The sequence below is a fragment of the Clostridium sp. C105KSO13 genome (assembly GCF_001517425.1).
In the GTDB taxonomy this organism is placed as follows: domain Bacteria; phylum Bacillota; class Clostridia; order Lachnospirales; family Lachnospiraceae; genus Muricomes.
The window spans coordinates 18,394-36,485 of record NZ_FBWL01000157.1 but is presented as its reverse complement, the minus strand read 5'-3'; the positions used below and the strand labels follow the sequence as shown (position 1 = coordinate 36,485).

At 40.2% G+C, this 18,092-nt stretch carries 16 protein-coding genes; all 16 read right to left on the bottom strand.

The genetic code is table 11. The features are described from left to right. Positions 1 to 14: 14 nt before the first annotated feature. Entirely contained in the window at positions 15 to 299 is a 285-nt protein-coding gene (locus BN3456_RS05580) for a hypothetical protein (RefSeq protein ID WP_089983156.1), read from the bottom strand. A 20-nt stretch (positions 300 to 319) separates the two neighbouring features. Continuing rightward, complete coding sequence (locus BN3456_RS05575; RefSeq protein ID WP_089983155.1) at positions 320 to 592, bottom strand: hypothetical protein; 273 nt, start codon at positions 590 to 592, stop codon at positions 320 to 322. Between the two features lie 957 nt (positions 593 to 1,549). Then, complete coding sequence (locus BN3456_RS05570) at positions 1,550 to 2,344, bottom strand: Fic family protein (protein WP_089983154.1); 795 nt, start codon at positions 2,342 to 2,344, stop codon at positions 1,550 to 1,552. Between the two features lie 15 nt (positions 2,345 to 2,359). Further along, the gene (locus BN3456_RS05565; RefSeq protein ID WP_176699108.1) at positions 2,360 to 3,085 is read right to left on the bottom strand and encodes a Fic family protein; all 726 of its coding nucleotides are present in this window, start codon (positions 3,083 to 3,085) and stop codon (positions 2,360 to 2,362) included. Between the two features lie 73 nt (positions 3,086 to 3,158). Further along, the gene (locus BN3456_RS05560; protein ID WP_089983152.1) at positions 3,159 to 3,476 is read right to left on the bottom strand and encodes a hypothetical protein; all 318 of its coding nucleotides are present in this window, start codon (positions 3,474 to 3,476) and stop codon (positions 3,159 to 3,161) included. A 2-nt stretch (positions 3,477 to 3,478) separates the two neighbouring features. Beyond that, the gene (locus BN3456_RS05555) at positions 3,479 to 4,312 is read right to left on the bottom strand and encodes a hypothetical protein (protein WP_089983151.1); all 834 of its coding nucleotides are present in this window, start codon (positions 4,310 to 4,312) and stop codon (positions 3,479 to 3,481) included. A 29-nt stretch (positions 4,313 to 4,341) separates the two neighbouring features. Next, complete coding sequence (locus BN3456_RS05550) at positions 4,342 to 6,183, bottom strand: CHAP domain-containing protein (RefSeq protein WP_089983150.1); 1,842 nt, start codon at positions 6,181 to 6,183, stop codon at positions 4,342 to 4,344. Further along, on the bottom strand, positions 6,183 to 8,897 hold the full coding sequence (locus BN3456_RS05545; RefSeq protein WP_089983149.1) for a VirB4-like conjugal transfer ATPase, CD1110 family: 2,715 nt from the start codon (positions 8,895 to 8,897) through the stop codon (positions 6,183 to 6,185). The genes BN3456_RS05550 and BN3456_RS05545 overlap by 1 nt, the downstream gene beginning before the upstream one ends. Further along, complete coding sequence (locus tag BN3456_RS05540; RefSeq protein WP_089983148.1) at positions 8,898 to 9,257, bottom strand: PrgI family protein; 360 nt, start codon at positions 9,255 to 9,257, stop codon at positions 8,898 to 8,900. A 27-nt stretch (positions 9,258 to 9,284) separates the two neighbouring features. Then, positions 9,285 to 10,112 carry a hypothetical protein gene (locus BN3456_RS05535; RefSeq protein WP_089983147.1) on the bottom strand — a complete coding sequence of 276 codons (828 nt, stop codon included), beginning with the start codon at positions 10,110 to 10,112 and terminating at the stop codon, positions 9,285 to 9,287. 12 nt (positions 10,113 to 10,124) lie between these two features. After that, positions 10,125 to 10,463, bottom strand: coding sequence for a hypothetical protein (locus BN3456_RS05530; protein WP_089983146.1), 339 nt, complete (start codon positions 10,461 to 10,463; stop codon positions 10,125 to 10,127). Positions 10,464 to 10,467: 4 nt separating this feature from the next. Next, positions 10,468 to 10,668 carry a hypothetical protein gene (locus BN3456_RS05525; protein ID WP_089983145.1) on the bottom strand — a complete coding sequence of 67 codons (201 nt, stop codon included), beginning with the start codon at positions 10,666 to 10,668 and terminating at the stop codon, positions 10,468 to 10,470. A 68-nt stretch (positions 10,669 to 10,736) separates the two neighbouring features. Next, positions 10,737 to 11,150: a hypothetical protein gene (locus BN3456_RS05520; protein ID WP_089983144.1), complete on the bottom strand. Its 414-nt coding sequence runs from the start codon at positions 11,148 to 11,150 to the stop codon at positions 10,737 to 10,739. A gap of 21 nt (positions 11,151 to 11,171) precedes the next feature. Beyond that, on the bottom strand, positions 11,172 to 12,299 hold the full coding sequence (locus BN3456_RS05515; RefSeq protein ID WP_089983143.1) for a hypothetical protein: 1,128 nt from the start codon (positions 12,297 to 12,299) through the stop codon (positions 11,172 to 11,174). A gap of 10 nt (positions 12,300 to 12,309) precedes the next feature. Further along, complete coding sequence (locus tag BN3456_RS05510) at positions 12,310 to 12,891, bottom strand: hypothetical protein (RefSeq protein ID WP_141654498.1); 582 nt, start codon at positions 12,889 to 12,891, stop codon at positions 12,310 to 12,312. 128 nt (positions 12,892 to 13,019) lie between these two features. Further along, positions 13,020 to 17,978: an isopeptide-forming domain-containing fimbrial protein gene (locus BN3456_RS05505; protein ID WP_089983141.1), complete on the bottom strand. Its 4,959-nt coding sequence runs from the start codon at positions 17,976 to 17,978 to the stop codon at positions 13,020 to 13,022. Between the last annotated feature and the right edge of the window lie 114 nt (positions 17,979 to 18,092).

The following is an 18,092-nucleotide window of genomic DNA, read 5'->3' as shown; positions in this document are numbered from 1 at the left end:
ACTCTACCCCCTTATCAAACCCCTGACGTCACACCATGCTCCAGCATTTCTTTCTGTCTTAAAATTTCTTTTGACTGACCCTCCATTACCTTTTGGAAGAGCTCAAGATTATTCTCATCAACTTCCCCGAAATTATCTTTTATGATTGTGAGCACCTTTTCAGCTTTTTCAGCTTCTAGCTGCGCAATCTGCAATTCAATTTCCGTTTTTTTGCCAAGCAGGTCCTTTTTCTTCTCTTCATTTTTTTTAAGCTCATTTTCTGTTTTCTTTAACTGGATTCTTAATTGATCTAATGTCATTTTATTATGCTCCTTTTCTTTTAAATGGTTGGTGTAACAGGCAGGTCGAAAATGTTCTCTTCCGACCCCTTATTTACTCCTAAAGTATTTAAGGTCTCTTTTAACGATTCTATCTCCAGACGTATCTGTTTAAGCTCTAGGAGTATTTTATTGCTCATTTCTTCATCTGGTAGATCCATAATTCTCATCTCAATAAAATCATTGGCATTAGGATATTTACTTGTATCACGATTTTCAATTATGGAAAGTGCCTCTTTTGTCAGCCTATAAGTCCGTGATATTTTCTTGCTCATTGATTGTCTTCTCCTTTCCTATATCCAGGCGCAAAAAAAACACCTGTTTTCAAAACAGATGTTTCTATCTTTTTTCCCTTTTTACAATAACATTTTGTACAAGGGAAAACAAGGTTACTTTAGGGTACCTATATTTTTTTTGCTCCAACGCACTGTATTGCTATTTGTATTTCACTCCGATATAGTGTATTGCTGTATGTATTTCACTCTGATTCAGATGTATTGCTTTGTGTATTCCACCCTGATTCAAATGTATTGCTATTTGTATTTCACCTCTGTTTTCACTGTATTGCTATTTGTATTTCACTTTCTGTGAAAACGTATTGCTCTTTGTATTGCAAATCCCTTTGGGATTTGGCAAGATACGCATTATGTTAAACATAATGCCAAATCTTGTTAGGGAGCACCCTAAGACCCCGATATATATAATATGGTAAATAAAATAGTTGCGGAAAGCCATCTACTTTCCACATATAAAAACCCCTGGAGCATTAAATGCCAAGGAGTTCTGTCTGTGTTTTGAAACTCTTTTTGCTTCCTGCAGCCACTGTTTGTTAGCTAAAACTTCCCTCTAATGTTACCATCTCTTTTGAGGGTGAATTCTCGCTTGTGAAAATATAAAAAATTTGCTAAAATGAATCTGGCACTGCTTAAAAGCGGTAGGCGGTTGGTCCTTCAACAGAGGGACTGCACCCTCTGATTACATAGAGTTCTCTGACATGAGAAATCTAGGAAAGGAGGCTACTTTTTATGAGCGATTATGAAATGCTTTCGACCGTTCTGATGATTCTTGGAATCATCGTTACGATTCTAATAGCCTACATAAATCAAACAAAAAAGTAACCGCCTCTAGTCAAGGTCACGGTTACTTTTTTTAAACCCAAATCTGGACTGACCGCCTATCGGCAGTGTCTTTTTACAACTTCATCTTAGCAGATTCCTTCATAATTGTCAAACTCACATTTTGGGAACATATTCCTTCTTTTTGCCGGGCTTAATCTGCTGGTTTCTTTTTTTTACAAGCTCTTGAATCTTATTAATTGACTCCATCTCTCCCTTACATAATGTGTAGGTCATCAAGGAAATATCTTTGTTTTTGTCATATTGCCGGAATGCTTGGCGGTATTTTCCTTTCGGTTCAATTGCTAATGGTAACAGACCATGATTGATCAACTGTTGATTCAATATCATCCGGCCAACTCTTCCATTACCATCCTGAAAAGGATGAATTCTTTCAAACCGGATATGAAACTCTGCTGCTCTCTCCAATACCTCCTTTACAGAATTTCCTTCGCATGGAATATCTACAATAAATTGCTTCATTAATGCAGGTATTTCTTCATAGTCCGGAGGGTAGAATATAGCTTCAACTAGTGTCCCGATATATACAGGGCTTTCTCTATAATCACTCTTCTTGCCTAAGATGATTCCATTTGCATCTTTCACCCAATCTTCAGTGATTTCTTGTTTTTTGAAAGGGACAAGCAACTGACTAATGGCCTGATACAGGTTCTTTGCTTCATGGTACTCCGAATAGGTATGTCCACTTCTCACTTCATCATATTCAATGACAGAAACCGTTTCTTCCAGATTCAAAGTATTTCCCTCAATTGCATTACTGCTCCAACAGAACCGTAAAGAAAAATCCTTTGCAAAAGGCTCTTGAATAAGCGGATCACTCTCTGCCTTTTCTATAAGATTTAATCCCATTTCAATTTCTCGAATTTGATTTTCATTATCTATGATCGGCATAATAGCTCCTCCCTATTATAGCTTTGGGCCTACATTTGATTCTCTTACTTTTTTGAGAGAAGTGTCTTTTTGAAATCCCAATTTTCTCAGAATCTCAACTTCCCGAGTCTCCAAATCTTTGAAATAACTGGACATCGCTTTTAAATCACATGCAGCCAGCATCTGAAAATACTGACTTCTCTCCTCTTTTGGAATCACTATAGGCGCATAATTTTCTCTCAGTAATTCATAATTCAACAACAGCCTACCCGTTCTTCCATTCCCATCAGAAAACGGATGTATCCTTTCAAAGTTGATATGCATATCAGCCAGCTTAACGAAAATATTTTCATAATCCGTATGTGAAATATTGTAGACAAAATACATCATTGCCTGTGGGACTTTTTCCGGCTCAGGCGGAATATGCTCAACGCCTCTTATCATCACTGGCTCTTTCCTGTAGCCTTCAATCTCATTGATGTTTTTATTTACAATCTGTCCTAAATCCTTTATCATCTTTTCCGATAGTGGCTCACCTACATGATGAAACAAATAGTCTAATGCATATTTATGGTTGATTGCTTCATATAACTCTCTGGGCTTGGCATTTACTGTAAACTCATTGTCATTAAAAATGATAGCATATGTTTCCGCATAACTCAAAGTATTCCCTTCAATCCCGTTAGAATGATAGGTGCTGCGAGTAACAAAATTTTCAAAATAATCTTTGTTTCCTTTTATAAAATCAATGATTTCTCCCATATCCTGTCTCCTGTTTTTCTTTTCCTGATTATAGCACATATTTCAGTTACAGAGTATTTTATATTTCAGCTTATTAAATCCTATTCCCGACTGTAAACAGAATTACTCCCATCTCATCTAACCATTTTTGAACCACATTTTCCAGACTTAGTCCTAAGTTTTCATAATCCTTTGCATACCGGTATATCTCTTCCAAAATGTTGTCCAACTGAATTAGTTTTGCATAGGGGATATTATCTTCAACAAGTTTTTTTCTTAGAATGATTATAAGCTGCTTTTTCAATTCAATTTCACCACTTCTGGCATATACTCCCGACCTGCTTAACCTCATACAATCGAGAAAGAAAATTTCATATTCATACATAAGTTTTTCTCTTATTTTATCACCCATTCTCAGTCCTCCTGCAAAGCGAATTGGAAGTTCTTTCCACTTTTATCATATATGATGTGTAACTCCTTTTTATCCAGTCTTGGCGTATCAAATCCGCCCCAAAACTCTACTACTTCTTCTGTTTCTTTTACAGAATTTTGAATTGAAATTTCACGCCGAAGCTCACTATTTTCTTGTAGGAATTTAAGCATTTTTCCCCCCAGCAAATCAAGATTTTCTTTAGGAATTTTTCCGTCCAGCAATTGCTTTTGAGACAGATCCACAGGTACAGGCTCCTTATCTTCATATTCCCATTCACTAGGAAGTTTTTCTTCCTCTTCCCATTCTTTTGTCCCCATAATGGAATCTTGTTTTTCTTCCCAGCTTTGCTCAATTTCCTCGCCGGAAATCACTTCTGTCCAAAATCGGAATTTCTCACTGTTTCTATCATAAATTGCTTGTAAGACAGTGCTGTTTTCATCATTCAATATACAGTAAAACTCAATCCTATTTTCAGTCTGTACTGCTTCCTCCTTGCAAGTGACTGTTGTAACAGAATTATAGGCTACGTCCTGAGATAAAAAATCTGTAATCTCTTTCTCCAGCTCTATTGTCTGTACCTCAGAAAAAGAGGATTCTAAAAACGAAAATCCCTCGAAAGTGAGTTCTTTATTTTTCATCGGCGCCTCTGATTCCCCAGTATCTTTTGTTGCTGCTTTCTTTACTTCCTGCTTAGTCTCTTTTCTTGCAGCCTTTTGCGCTGAATTTTTTATATAAAAAGCGTTGCCAACGAAAAATAGAATAAGACATATAAAAATGCTGCTGATGAAAATAATTTCTTTCTTTTTAAGTCTCATTTCCTACAACCTCCGATCTGTTTCTTCACTTATTTAAAATAATTCTTACCCAGCTTTACCGCCTTAACCACTCGTGAATTCCATTCCGGGTGGCAGCCTGATGATCCCGGGTTTGCATGTATCGGATACCATGTACTTTTCTGTACTACATACTCAACAACACACTGACCATCTGCATGTCCATATTTGTTACAGCCCGGATCATTCTGGTTCTTAATATCTCCGATTACAGTGTGAACGATAGAACCATCTTCTCTATAGAAATCCACATAATCACCAACGCTACCAAATGTGGTTGTGCAGGCAATCACATAGCGCCCGTCTATTTTCGCAAAGCCCTCTGTATCGTAATGTTCTCGGCTTGCTTCACGCAGCTGGTACTGTAAGCTGGTTGGGCTTGTTATAGTCTGCCAGCCCATATATGTATGATATATTCCCATACCATCCGGTATCACAATCTGCGCACCTTCCGGATATTCTGGAGCACAATATCCTGTAATATAGGAGCTGCCAAGTTCATAGCTTCTACTATGTACTGCATCCGATGTATTACCTTCAATTGTTATGACTCTTCCGCCTTCTGTATATTGGACAATTCCTATATGTTCATCTGCTCCAAACAAGATTAAATCCCCAGTTTTGGGGATATAGCTTTTCTCTTCATGTAGTTGATTTTTCTCACGGAAAAATCTCCGGTATGTTGCAACCGATGCTGATTTCGGGAATGTACCCTCATCTAGGTAACCACATTCATTGGCACACCAGGAAACAAAACAGGCACACCATGGTGTTGCGTTTCCATCTGAAAAAGCATTTCCCATAGTATACGTCCAATATTTTGTTCCGTCTGTAACTCCTTCCTCAGCAAGTGCCACCTTTACAATCTGCTCTGCACCACCCGTTCCAGTCTTATCTAAACTAGATACAATAGCAACGATTATAGATGCCAGAACTCCAACAATAACGACCGCAACAACAACGGTTACAGCTACTGTTACCAGCACGGCCAGTAGAGAGGTTACCAGAGCCACAGCGGCCTGAACGATTACAGCTGCTACCGATAAAAAAGCAGCGGCCACAGCGGCACCAATATAGGTTACAGCCGAGGGCAACGTTCCCATTTCCTTATTCTGCGCTTTTACTGCCTGCATTTTTTGCTGGGCTGAGTATATAGCTTTATCTGCAACCACGGCATGTGCTTCTATAGATTCTTTGAAGGCTGACGCTGCCCTTTTTCCTGCTTCCAGAGCAAGATTGACACCTCCTGTGGCTGCTGCTTCACTTGCCTGAACCGCAATCGCACCTGTCGTTTCAGTTCCGATTATTTTTGACGCAGCCTGACCTCCTGATTCTACAAATTTACTTGCATCGCCCTGTGTTGTAATACCTTGGGCAGGTATCTGTGAAGAAAGGATGTTTTGCTGCACGTTTTTTTTCCGTCCAATATCCGCTTTCTTTCCTGGATAACGATCCGCCCTGTTGCTTTTATGGCTTTGTGGCAGATGAGAAACAACCGCCATATCCGTTTCTAATTCTTTATCCTGCAGGTATTCCTGGAATAATCTGCTTGTTGTCTTACCTTTACTCTTAGCCCTAAAAGACCTCTCTGCCTCCCTTATACCATCTTTAACAAATTTATTCTTTTGGGAATCTGACAGCCTGTTCCACTGAGCCGCCTCCTGTCTTGTCATAAAGCAGCTGGGATCTATATTCAGGTTTCCATGCTCATCTTCTTCCTCCTCATCATCAAAGTCATTCCCCATATTTAGGGTTTTAAGATTCTGCTTTGCAAACTTTACACTCTTTCCTGCCACCTGAAGGGATCCATTTATTAACTGTAATTCCTTATCTTTGGATTCATTGATTTTCATTAGGCCGCCTTTCGGTATCTTCCTGCCTCCGTCTTATCTGCTATCAGAAGGTGCGTGTCCACCATGTCTGTCAGAAGTTTCAGGCTTTCGTCTTTAGACAAATGCAGAACCTCCATTACATCCTGCACATCAATTGCAGATAACTCGGCAATCTGCAATAGCTGCTGATATTGTTTTCTCCGTTCATCATTTTCGGAAGGAGCATCTGTATTTGGGGCTTTCTGCCTGACAGTATTTATCTCAGATATTTCATGCTGTGTACCGGAATCCGGTACATAATCTTTTACCTCCAGCGTACCGTAATCCGGTACATTCTTTCCGGCCTCCTCATGAAAGTTTGTCGTATATTGCGTAAACAAAGGATTATCCTTCTCAATCCGTGCATTAAACAATGCTATCCTTTTATTCCACACCATTACCCCGCAGCCTACTTTCCCGGAACCTAATGCCTTGTATTCCTTTGCACTTAATTCCTGTATGGCAGCAAGACTCTTTGCATCTACACCACCCTGATCCAGAAAACATTTGTAAGAGCAATTTTGAAACAGCTCCGTCAGCTTAGGATTCGACAGAGCCGCTGTTACATTCTGCATTGCTATTGTTACAATTCCGCCAAACTTACGGAACGTCAGAACCGCATTATTTAACTGATCAGCAGAGCCCGGCTTTTTTGATACGTACTGTGCTTCATCCACGATCAGATGCGTTGCTTTCTGTAGTTTTTTGTTATAGTCCATTCTGGTTGATAGGTAATGCAAAATGGTGACCATAACTGCTTCCCAGTTATTTTCCGGCACGTTCGCTAAACCAAAGCCCACCAATCGGTTGTTAAACTCAATATTTGAAGGATGTGCAAGCATGTCACAGCTCCCGGATGTATACTCTTCTAGGCAATTATAGATTGGCCTGATGATCTCCTCATCATGAGGATTTTCCACCTTTTTTAGCTCCTCACCGATTTCTTCCCTAAGCCAGATAAGAGTTGGTTGATTTTTTAGATTTTTCTGTTCAAAAACCTTTTCAAACATGCGCTCTGTACAACGGCTTATCACAGAATCATGTTCCTGTGTGACCTGAATGTTTTTCATAGCGGCTGCACAGAGACTTTTAGCATATTCCGTTTGCGTTGCAATAAACTCATTGCGTACTTTTCCCGTGCTACGAAATGCTTCCTGTGATACCTCAAATCCATTCAAGTAAATTCCGCTTTTGGGTGTCAGGTCAAAATACACGCCATTATACCGTTCTACTATATCCATAAATTCGTTTTGCGGATCGAGGATTACAATGTCATCTGATGTTGAAAGCAGCGTCTGGGACACTTCTGTCAACTTTATTAGCATGGACTTGCCTGAACCTGAAAAGCCGACAATAATGCCATGTGGATTAGGCAGCCCTTTCCGATTCCCAATGATAAAGCGTTTTGTAGTCAGGTTTAATCCTAACATCTGCCCTCCTGGTTCGATGATGTCCTGAGCGTGATAGGGCTGAAATGCAACTAAGGAAGAGGTAAGGAAAAACCTCATGTAATCTACCTGTCTTCCGCCCACCGGAAGCGCTGTGTTCCACGCTTTCAATTGTTTCCAGTCACAGGTTTCAAAAAGACATCCTTCCTTTTTCCCGAGCTCCTGCATTTCCTGGATCCGGGATGCCAATGTATCTTCATCCGGAGCTGTAATAATGAGCAGTAGATTCATAAAAAAACCCTTTTCATCATTTTCATCTACCTGGTCAATATAGTTTTCAATTTCCCTGCTTCGCTTTTTCTTTGGAAAAGAAGGCTGTGTAACTAACTGGCCGGCCTTATTCTTCTGTTCAAGTTCACCTGCGATCGCCGTATCATTATTCATTTGAGCCGCAATCAGCTTATCGTTCACGACTTCCGTTCCTACAGGAGCAAAATCCATTGTGATAACCGACGGGTACGAAACATTTGACAGATTGCGAATGAAAGTGTCGGAGTCGACAGTCTTTCGATACTTAGAACCAAAAAGTATCGAAACGTAAGTATCTCCCATGATCATAAAATTCTTATATTGTTTTATGCTTCTGGGTAGGACATCATTTTTCCAGTCTCTATGCTTATCTAAAGAGGATATATACTCTTTCTCATCTTCTCTGCCAGGCTGCGTGATCTTCTGTAATGTATAAAGCCTTTCCTCCGCAGATAATTTTTCAATTCGGCTGTCCCATCCTGAAAATGCCTCAAAAATTGTACTCTCAAGGGCGTTTAAGTATACTCTGGCATTTGCTTCAGTATCTGCCCGGCAAGTTACCGTAAGATACCGCAATGTAGTCACATTCGGATTTACTTCATCCAGATTATCTTCCTGCCATTTTCGGATTCCCTGTGCGATATCCGGATACTTCTCTCTGTTCTTTTCCGAGCGTATGGCTGCCAGAAAGTTCTCCATACTCTGATGTTCATTTGCCAAAGTAATTTTAAATTCAACATCAATAGAATTAAGCCACATCATCAGATCCAGTAAAAATGTTTTCTGTTCACCCTTATTTTTATTAATATAATTTATATCCTCGAATATATAACACCTGTCATATAGGGCCTGCCTGCTTTTAGGCTCTATCTTAAATATTCCGTTCCTAAAGGCACGATCTACATTAAAGGCCTGCTTAACATTCTTAGGTATTGGTACAGCAGGGATTGATTTCTGCTTTTTTGAAGAAAATGCTCTGTTTCCGTTATATACTGCCACCTATCGTCTCTCCTTTCTCCTGCGACTTGCCATTGTAAAAACATGTAAATCTTCCTTGTGTTCCTCTGCTTCAAATGGTAATTCACTGGTTTTAAAAAAATATCGGAAGTTTTTTACGAGTTCCCACAAAGATGCGCCCTGATATTTTACAAACCCCATTGCCGCAATCGGTAACATTATCGGTATGCCCATGTATATACATACGTTAGGAGGAATTCTGGTAAAGTACCAAACTGCAATGGCTACAGCCCCTGCAGTTAAAAGTGCAACTGTAGCGGACAGCAACTCCATGCCCCCCAGCCCCTTCCATATCGTGCTTTTAAAATCCTTTTCAAAATCTTTGTTCATATCTATCTTCAATTTATATCTTCTCCTCAAAATCTACATCTACAGGTTGAACGCTTTATTTATAAACGCCGGCGTTCCCTTTACGGATGTTGCCATTAGTATCATATATATAATGGAATGCATCCCTTGTTTAAAGCCATCAAAATTGCTTGCAAATCCTGCATCCGGAAGTGTAATGCCGCTGATCAGCCTGCCTGCAATAGACATCGTAAGGGCAATCGCCACAATCTCAAATACATTGGACAAGAATGTTTTTAACCACGCATAAGCAGTGGAGTCTACTCCCCTTCCAGCAACAATCGTGGGCATTGCAATGGGGTAGGTAATCAGTAGCATATACAGTTTGATATACCTGCCATAAAGCGTCAGGAAAATAAGAATTGCACACACCACTGCAACAAGAAAATACCCAAACCCAAACAGCCACCAAAATAAATTAGCACCTATATCATGATCCGAGGTAAAAAACTCAGGCTGCTGGAAACCAGCCACCTGCCCCGCCAATGCGGAAGCCATGGTAAAAAATGTGCTGATAAGCTTAAGACCGGCCTGCAGCAGCGCATTGACTGCTACAAGCCGAATCATCGCTTCCACACTCATCTCCAGTGTAATATTTTCTTTTAAGTTTGAAGATGCCTTTAAAAACCCGATGATAAAAAACAGATTCAGACAGGCTACCCCGATTGCCAAGGACCATGGATACAGTGTTTCCGTCACGAATTGCCACGTTTCTGCTGAAAAAGTCTGAGGGGATTTTGTCATGACTCCTGTGCATAAGCCCATGCACCAGTTCCAGATCCACTTTGCAGCCACAAAAAACGGTCCCATGAACATGTCATTTAAAAGTTCGCTTACCCATTCTGGCATAATTATATCCCCCTAAGCTTTTCCTATTGAGGAATTGATGATCGGAACCAACTGTGGCCCCAATGTGGCTACCAATCCTGAAGCAATACGCTTGAAGGCCATAGACTGTGCACCTCCATCCTGAGTATTAAGTGATTGCGCCCATTCAAACAACCCCCAAAGCAGAAGTAATGTACCTATTGAAGATACGAGGGCCGCAATAATTGTATAGATTTGGTCAAAACCGTTCGTTACGATTGACGCACCACTGCCTGCCGCAAAAACCGGCATAGTAAAAAGCAATGTAAGTGAAGTTGCCAAAAACAAAGCTTTTCCGGAACGTAATACTCTTTTCTCAAATTTTTTTCGCATGTATCTAGTCCCTCCCGATTCCCAGAATTTTCACTCCTACTGCAACAATCACAATTGTAATAATAGCTAATACTCCAAAAAAAGCCAGTCCGGTTATCTGCGGATGTGTTTCATTTATCGTAACAGCTGCAACAGCTCCTGCGGCAATCCCTATTAAAACCGCAAATACAATCAATACTTTTGATTTCCAATTACTTTTTCTCATATAATTCTTCCTTTCAAATTTTTCGCAATAAAAAACACCGAATGAATCGATGTCTTATGCTTCTATATTCAACCTTTGCAGACCAATCCTTTTTGTTTTCGCACCTCCTTTTCTAATATCTTCTGCAAAATAGTATCAACATCTGCAGACTGGTCAGATAGATAAAAAAAAGTTGTCTCATAGTCACGGTAACGGCTGTTTTCCAGATAGTCCAATGCTGCAGGTATTCTCTTCGCAGCCGTCCCTTTTTGCCATTTGCTCTGTAATAGGAGCAACATCCCTCTTATATCACCCGTTGTATGATATGACCTTCTGAGGGCATCTGCAAACTCTTTCGGGTATGGTTTCTTAGGTAGCTTTCTTAGATAGAGTGGCTTTTTGTTTTTGGTTTCGCTGCGTATAAGATTTAATAAACACACAACCATACAGCCGCCGGAAAGAAATGCTAAGAGTATACCCAGAGTTATATAATTATGTGCCATACTGTCCCCTCCCGCATTTGTCTAATCCTGGTGAAAGCAGTTGCTAATCTTCTTTACCCGTTCCATAAGCTCATACGAATTTATATCCTGGGTAAAATAACCTGTGGCAAAAACACAGCCCTCTGCCTCTGCATATCGGAACTGAACGCCTGGATGATCCTTGTTCAATTGTTCCAATACCTTTCGCAATTGAGAATTCTTTTTTCTCTCTGCAAAGAGGTCAAATTGGGCTGGCTTTGTAAATAAGAACCTATATTGCAGTCTGCCGCAGGAAGCCTGGAGCTGCTCACCGTCATCTGAATGTTTGATTGAAACATTTTCAAGTTCCGGTTCATTCTTCTCCAGATAATGCAGGAGTACTTCTGCAGTTAGTTCTTCATGGGCTTCATGCCCCGGATTCTGTGCCTCCTTAGGTTTTTCGCCCTGTCCAGTATCAGACTGTGAGGAACTTACCTGCTGTTGAGGGTTTTCCAACTCAGGCGTTGCAATTGATTGCGTATTTAACTCCACAATCTTTTTCATGAGAGTAGTTCTATCAGCATGTGCACCCTCCAGCTTCTTATTTAAATCAATAACGGTTTTCTCATGTTCTGTCAGCAGAGTGGATTTCTCAGCCTGTAAGCTTTGTATCTTTTTATTTAAGTCAGTAACCATTTCATCATGCTCTTTTAGAAGCATGTATTTTGTCAGATCTGCCTTATCCCCAGTGTGCTGCAAAGTTTCTACCATGCCTTCATCCAACAGAGAAAGTTTATAGTCATATTCTTCTGTCAGTCGCTTGAGCCGCATCTCTTCATTTCGTACAGTTTCCAGCTCCAAGTTATGTTTCATGATCAGGCCTTTTTCCTGTTCCCTGATTTTTATCTCCCGCTCCTGCACCTGTGATTTTCTGACTTCCAGTTCTTCCACTTTTTGCTTGAAGTTTATCTCTTTTTGGTTAATTTTCTCCTGCAGAGTATTCATTTCTTTTTCCCGCAGGTCCAGCTTATTCCTACTTTCTGCAATCTCTTTAAGCATACCTTTAAGCGCTGCATCTTTCTCCTGATGTGCATGTTCCCGGAGTATAAACTCTTCTTCACGCTTATCATATATCTCTCGCAGTTGTTGTAAAAACTCTTCTGGATTTTCCAGACTTGTAATCTCTTCCATATTGACCTCCTTATATTTTTTTGTAACTTACTTTACGATGCAAGATGACTCCAATTGCTGCGGAAGAAAAGACAATTAGAATAACCTGTAAAATCATCTTTCCTGTGTCCCCTGTTTTAGGTGCCCCAAAATTGGATATCGGTAAGTGGCTTTCGTTTAGCTTATCGGATTCTGGCACAACTTCTTCTTCCTGTGTACCGGATTCCGGTACAATTTTTTCATCCTGTGTATCTAATTTCGGTACGTTTTTTTCTTCCTCCACCCGGCACTTTATTTCTTCCTGATACTTTTTACCATCATTCCCTGAATAAGAATAATAGATTGGATATATCCCTGGAATATGCGTCTGTACCTTGCTTGTATCAACGGTAAGCTTCCTAACCGATTCTGTTGCTTTTACCCTGCTCACAGATTCAGGCAGAGAAGCCCCTGCCTGAATCGTAATGTCTGAAAGACCAACTAATTTTGGCTGCATAGCCTTTTCCCTTTCAGCTTGCACTGTATCGGTGCCTTGCCTAAAAAAGAAAAATGCCCCAATACCGCAGCCGGCACAGAGCATCAGAAAAAATATACTGATTATCCATTTTTTCAATTTTTCCTCCCCGTACCGGATTCCGGTACGTTTTCTTAATTCAAATAAAATGTCCAACAAAAAGGTAAGTCTCGTCTGAGCTTACCTCGCTGTCTATCCACTACTAAACTTAACCGGGACACCAAATCTTAAATCTTACCGTCATCTTTAAACCTCCTGTTATGCTTTATAAGTATTCCTGCAATCGCCAATAAACCCACAGCAATTCCTGCATATACTCCCGCATGGTTTTTAATGCCTGTTTCTACGGCTTCTGCAATAGTTGGAACCTGTACGTGTGCTTCTACAGTTACTTCCTCCGTATTGGATCCCTTTGCAATGGCAATATTCTTAATATCATCACCGGCATGAACATCTTCCAATCGTGTCTCATATACAACAGAGAGGGCTTCTCCCTGTTCTAGTTCTTCGTGGGTATTAATCTGAAAGTCTCTGTCATTTACAGTAATCTCGCAATCTTTTGTGATATCCTCCATATCTTTATCATAGACTTTAATCGTATCTTTTAAATAAACGACACCCTCATGCTCCAGTGAATCGCTTATGCTTACATTTTTTGCTGCCCCGTAGTTGTTTTTCTCTTTTACAGTCAGCGCGTATGTGACAATGTCCCCTTTATTTGCCTCAGATCTATCAGCTTCCTTTAGTAGTGTCAATGTTGGCACAGGCCGTTCTACCGATACAGTAAGCTTATCCACCGCTTCTTCCCCATTATCTGCATTGGCAGTCGCTGTGTTCGTAGCTTCATCCTTATAAATAGGTTGTCCAAATTTTACATCATAAGTAATTGTCAATATATCAGACTGCACCAGATTCACACCTGTTTCTATGGTATAACTGTTTTTTTCAGTATTAAGACTGACAAGCTGAGGAGTGATTTCCTGATTATTGACCTTTATTTGAATGGACTCTTCCACAATGGACATTCCTTCCCGGTCAAATCTGTCTTTTATGACAACCTGTTTGGCAACAGCATACTCTTTTGCCTGTTTCACAGTAATCAAGTATTTTGCGGTATCCCCTACCATGTAGAATTCTTTATCAGAAGCTTTCTCTACAGTCAGAACAGGTATGGCATCCCTTACCACTACAGAATGATCAGCTTGGCTTTCTGCTGCATTTGCGGCATTAGCTACAACCGTATTCGTGGTTCTTCTATCCTCTACAGCTTGTTGAAATTTTACATCATAGGAGAGCGTCATCACGTCCTGCTTTCCTAAATCCATACCCGTATCGACGACATACCCGTTTTGAGCTTCATTTAGAGTAATGGATTTAGGTGTAATGGATTCGCCATTAACTTTCATGACTATGGAATCTTCCTCTATTATCATCCCTTCTTTATCAAAGGCATCTGTTATGATAACCTGCTTTGCAACACCTCTTATTTTGGTCTGCTTTATCGATATAGTATAAGTTCCGGTTTCCCCTACTGTATAATCTGCTTTTTCAGAACCTTTATCCACTTTTAATACAGGGATAATTTCTTTCACAGTCGCTGTGAAGTCCGTGGTATCCTCATTACTGTTATCAGCTTTTACAACCGCTGTATTGGTCGTTTCTTCACTTTCTAGCGGCTGATTGAATTTCACATCATAAAATACTTTCATTTTATCCTTCCAGGATAGATCCACCCCAGTTTCAATCACAAAGCTATTTTTGGCCTCATTTAGGATAATGGATTTAGGTGTAATAGTCTCACCATTGACCTTCACAGTGATTGAATCTTCAATGATCGTCATGCCTTCCTTATCAAAGGTATCTTTTACCGTCACCTGCTTTGCAGAGGCTCCGTCTACCTGTTCCAATATTAGGAGGGTGTACTTTCCGGTATCACCCACAATATAATCATTCCTGTCCGCCTGCTTTACAACTTGCAAAGCAGCATCTCTTTCTGTCACAGCGACCTTATTATCGTCCTGGCTAGCGTTTGTATTACTCCCCTTTGCAATTGCTGTATTGGTATATTCCTCATCTACAGTATCTATCTCTAGGGGCGCAAATTTCACGTTATAGGTTATTTTCATCTTATCCTCATCAGATAGATCCTGTCCGGTTTCCATTTTGAACCCTGCATTATCCTCTTCCATCGTTACCACATCCGGTGAAATCACAGTACCATTTATCTTGACTTTGATTGTGTCTGCCAATATTGTCGCCCCAGGCTCCTGGATATGATCTGTGACTACCACATCTTTTGCGCTGTATCCTTCCCGTGTCTGACGAACCGTCAGTAAATACTCCGCAGTCTCTTCCGTCGTGTATGCTTTTTTATCAGAATCTTTCACAACATCAAGATGTGGCCCGTTTACCATAACTGTATCCTTATCCTTTACCGATACACCTTCATCACAGGAAGCCGCAGCTGTATTCTTAATTTCCTCCCCAGTGGCTTCATCATTGGTAATCTTCACCTGGTACTCAACTGTAAGGACAGATTCTTTAGTCACACCCTTTGGGTTAAGTTTACTGCCCTCTGACATATCTTTTGCATTGTCTATATCCCAGATTCCATAATATTCTTGTGGGCATACCAGCATACGACCGGTTTCAATCTTAAAGGAATTTCCCTCGACCGAGATTGTAGCATCCTCAATTTTCTTACCGTCCGAATCAGTTAAGGCAATGCTGTTCTTTTGCAGCTTCGCATACGCAGCGGCCTCATCATCCAGAGCATCCTCAATTACAACATTTCTTGCCAGTGTCCCTGCTTTCGTATTTCTAACCTTCACTGTGTATGTAATGAGATCACCGACTTTTACCTTGCCAATGTCTGCACTTTTATCAATTTTAAGTCCTGGCGTGTTAATCCAGATCTTTGCGGCAGCTTTTACTTCCACAGCATTATCAGCCTTTGTCCTTGCTGTATTTTGTATTTCAGTCCCATTTACATTTTTGTCCGCAGTGCAATGGAAGGTAATAGTCGCTTCCTGATTTGCTGCAAGGTCGGAAATGCTTGCTGTCCAGCCGCCTGTACTTTTCGCTACACTGCTGATTACCTGTTTGCTCTGTGTCTCCCCAGCAACCGTTTTACTGCCGGAAACCGGATTTAAAATGCTTGTAGGTGCTGATAATGACGGAGCGGTTTTCAGATTCAGTCCATCAGGCAGCGTTAAATCAGAAATCCTAACATTTCGTGCAATGGACCCGGCTGCAGTATTTTTTACCTTCACTGTAAAATCCACTTCATCCCCGACACGCCATTCATACATGGAAACATTTTTTCCTATCTGTAGTGTTGCCGTGTTCACATAGATTTCTGCCTTATCCTGTACTTCAGGAGCATTGTCCGCCCTTGCTTTTGCAATATTAACAGTTTCCTTACCATTTGCGCTTTCCATAGCCGTACAGTGATAGGTGACAGTGAGTGATTGTCCAGGTTCCATCCTTGCCGCTTTTGCAAGCCACCCATTCCCGGATTTTTCTACAGTTGCTCCGGATACTCCTGCTACGGAATAATCGGTTGCTACTAACCCGTTTGGTAACGAGATGTCGGAAACAATCATGTTCTTAAAAGGAACTCGTGAGCTGTCAATCGCATGTGTCACTTTAACGGTATAATTAACTTTATCACCAACCTGCCATTCATATTTAGAAGCAGACTTTGTAATAGCTAAAGTCGGCGGCTTGGCTGTGATCTTGATAGAGTTTGTATTGGCATCATCACCATCTACAATCGTTGATCCTCTGTTTTGGAAAGCACTTAAACCATAGGTGGATGAATTTACCAAAGCCTTTACAACAAGGGAATAGGTTTCTCCTTCATACCTCATACCATTTTGAAGAAAATTTGACGTAAATGCCGCATTTATGCTTTTCTTATCTTCTGAAATATTAAGTGTATAATTTGAAGCAGCAACCTTTTTACCAGTGCCTTCATCCAAAACGTAAGCTTCCTTGTAATCCAGTTCTATAGGTAAACTGTCTTTCAGAGAAAAAGAATCATATTTAGCACTCCCGTTCATGCCAAGAATTTCAACTTCCTGTTTCACTTTAAAGAGCAATTCGTCTCCTACATCGACATTATCTATATTAGTTGCTTCTTTACCATTTACAATGACTGCCTTTTCCGGCAGCGGTGCTACTGATGACCTCAAAGGCGAAAAGGAGATTGCATTCCAAAAATCACTATTAGGCCCATTCCCTGTTCCTGTATTTGGCTCCGTTTCCCAACTTACACCGTTTACAATCAGATCACTGTTCTTTATACTATTTTGGAATACCGTATACGATACAGAATTTCCTGTACATTTCATAGAAATTGCATTTGCGTCAAAGGGCCTTAATACTTGTCCATCAGTAGTGGTCTTAGTCTCTCCACCAACAGTATCATTAAAATAACTGGAATGGCCGCCAAAAACTCCGTCCGTTGGTTGGTAAATATTATTATCAGCTAGCACATATAATATTGTTGCAGTAGAAGGCGATATAATTCCTTCCCCTAAGTTCATTGAGCCATTATACAAATAAAACTCCGCAACGTTTGCCGGAGCACCGTCCTCATAGACAAACTCCATGTTGATGTGAAACTGTTTAAGAAACATACTCCAATATCCATCTGTAATACTATGTGAGATGTCAATGCACGGATAGGAATATCCCTGCCATATGACACTATTATAGTCATTAGTAGGCACAAATCCGCTGTATGTCACCTTGCAATCAACAGACTTTCCGTTTTGCATACCCATATTTTTATATGTATAGGTAATTGTAGAATTCAAATTTCTTATTTCAAACAGTGTTGCTGGCTTTCCCTCCCTTTTAGCCCGAGTAAAAATACTGTTATTATACATGGACTTCCACCTACTTAACGAAAAGTGATCATTTTGATCAATAAGCGACGGGGCATCCATACTATTCGTCCTAGTGGTTGTCACAATGTTTCCAGTAGTATAATATTCTGCCGAATTATTATATCTAAAGATTAAATCATTTAATCGCTCAAATGTTTTCTGGTTCATGGCAGTTACATCTTTTGCATGGCTAACAATAGGGCTGATGACAAACCCAATTAACATAAATGTAACTGTAAAAGACAATGGCAAAATACGAATCCACTTTCTCAATATTCTGTTTACATTCAATTTCACACCTCCTTATGTATTTTACGCTTTGTGACGGAAATAATAGGCGGGCTTTTATTGTTTTTCATAACTACTGTTCCTTTCCGCATAAGAAAAAAGAAGCAAGCAAATGCT

Coding starts and splice junctions, on each gene's coding strand:
- BN3456_RS05530 (WP_089983146.1), bottom strand. CDS start 10,463: ATGCGAAAAAAATTTGAGAAAAGAGTATTACGTTCCGGAAAAGCTTTG.
- BN3456_RS05565 (WP_176699108.1), bottom strand. CDS start 3,085: ATGGGAGAAATCATTGATTTTATAAAAGGAAACAAAGATTATTTTGAA.
- BN3456_RS05515 (WP_089983143.1), bottom strand. CDS start 12,299: ATGGAAGAGATTACAAGTCTGGAAAATCCAGAAGAGTTTTTACAACAA.
- BN3456_RS05570 (WP_089983154.1), bottom strand. CDS start 2,344: ATGCCGATCATAGATAATGAAAATCAAATTCGAGAAATTGAAATGGGA.
- BN3456_RS05580 (WP_089983156.1), bottom strand. CDS start 299: ATGACATTAGATCAATTAAGAATCCAGTTAAAGAAAACAGAAAATGAG.
- BN3456_RS05520 (WP_089983144.1), bottom strand. CDS start 11,150: ATGGCACATAATTATATAACTCTGGGTATACTCTTAGCATTTCTTTCC.
- BN3456_RS05560 (WP_089983152.1), bottom strand. CDS start 3,476: ATGGGTGATAAAATAAGAGAAAAACTTATGTATGAATATGAAATTTTC.
- BN3456_RS05555 (WP_089983151.1), bottom strand. CDS start 4,312: ATGAGACTTAAAAAGAAAGAAATTATTTTCATCAGCAGCATTTTTATA.
- BN3456_RS05550 (WP_089983150.1), bottom strand. CDS start 6,183: ATGAAAATCAATGAATCCAAAGATAAGGAATTACAGTTAATAAATGGA.
- BN3456_RS05535 (WP_089983147.1), bottom strand. CDS start 10,112: ATGCCAGAATGGGTAAGCGAACTTTTAAATGACATGTTCATGGGACCG.
- BN3456_RS05525 (WP_089983145.1), bottom strand. CDS start 10,668: ATGAGAAAAAGTAATTGGAAATCAAAAGTATTGATTGTATTTGCGGTT.
- BN3456_RS05575 (WP_089983155.1), bottom strand. CDS start 592: ATGAGCAAGAAAATATCACGGACTTATAGGCTGACAAAAGAGGCACTT.